Source organism: Nocardiopsis sp. TNDT3, from assembly GCF_003427465.1.
Taxonomy (GTDB): domain Bacteria; phylum Actinomycetota; class Actinomycetes; order Streptosporangiales; family Streptosporangiaceae; genus Nocardiopsis; species Nocardiopsis dassonvillei.
The window spans coordinates 1-1,208 of sequence record NZ_QPFC01001291.1 but is presented as its reverse complement, the minus strand read 5'-3'; the positions used below and the strand labels follow the sequence as shown (position 1 = coordinate 1,208).

At 75.3% G+C, this 1,208-nt stretch carries 1 protein-coding gene; it reads left to right on the top strand.

Features of this window, described 5'->3' with window-relative positions; all coding sequences use genetic code 11:
* The coding region (locus DQW06_RS26965) for a DUF6891 domain-containing protein (protein ID WP_117199544.1) at positions 1–1,172 on the top strand (1,172 nt) is incomplete at its 5' end.
* Positions 1,173–1,208 lie beyond the last annotated feature (36 nt).

Sequence of the window (1,208 nt, the reverse complement as noted above, 5' to 3'; positions counted from 1 at the left end):
TCGACACGCTGGAGGACGGCGACCCCGGCGGGCGGGAGGTCCGCGAGGCCTCCGCCCGGCTCCACGACCACGTGGACCGGGTCCTGGCCGAACACGTCCAGCGCCAGCGCCGCTGGCCCGCCCGCACCGACGGCGAGCGCCTCACGCGCGCCTTCCGCGCCCTGGACGAGTCCGGCGTCATCGCCCGCGAGGAGTTCACCTGCTGCGAGCGCTGCGCCAGAACCGCCCTGGAGGGCGAACTCGCCGCCCGCAACTCCAGACCCGCCGACACCCCGGCGCGCGGGTACGCCTTCTACCACGACCAGGACGCCGCGCACGCGGTCGCGGGATCCTCGCTCACCATCGGCTTCGGGGCCAGCCACCCGATCCGCCGCGCCGCCGTGGGGGAGGAGGTGGCCGAGGCACTGCGCGCCCACGGGCTCACGGTCGAGTGGGACGGCGACCCCGACCGCAAGCTCCACGTCGGTATGGACTGGAACCGCCGCCGCTTCGGCCGGGGGGCCGCCTTCCCCGGGCCCGCCGTGGACGGCGAGCCCATGGTCCACGTGTCCTTCAACAACCCGGGGCCCTACGAGGTCCCCGAGTGGGTCTCCCACTACCAGGGCCGCGTGAGCGTCCGCGAGCTGTCCCGGATGGTCCTGCCCTGGCTGCCGCGCTTCTTCGTCGCCACGCTGAGCAGCGACCGGGGCCACACCATCGCCCTCGAACGCGACTTCGACCTCCTGCGCGTCCGGCACGGACCGGCGCTGTCCCGCGAGCGCGTGGAGGAGCCCCTCAGCCGCTGGGTGGTGGGCGCCGTCTGGCCGCGCGAGGAGGCCCGCTCCGCCCACACCGGGCTGGTGGAGGTCCACTACGCGGACGCCGCCGAGGAGGGCCTCGGCTTCATGGACTACGCCGAACCCCTGGAGACGGCCGCCGCGCGCCTGGTCGTCCACCAACTCACCCCGAGCAAGGGCACGTTCGCGGTGTTCACCGCCCCGAGCGGCGCCGTCGTGCAGATGGTGTGGGAGAGCGGTCCCCGGCTGTGGATGGAGAGCCCCTCGCCCGCCGAGGCCGTGTCGCGGGGCCGCTACGTCACCCTCTCCGAGGCGGAGGAGACGGTGCGCGTCCTGGCGGAGGAGGGGCGCGTGGCCCTGGCGGAGCTGGGAGAGCTGAAGCTCACCCACTGGTGAGCGGTCCGGGGCGGGCGGGGGCCGGCCGCCCCGGAC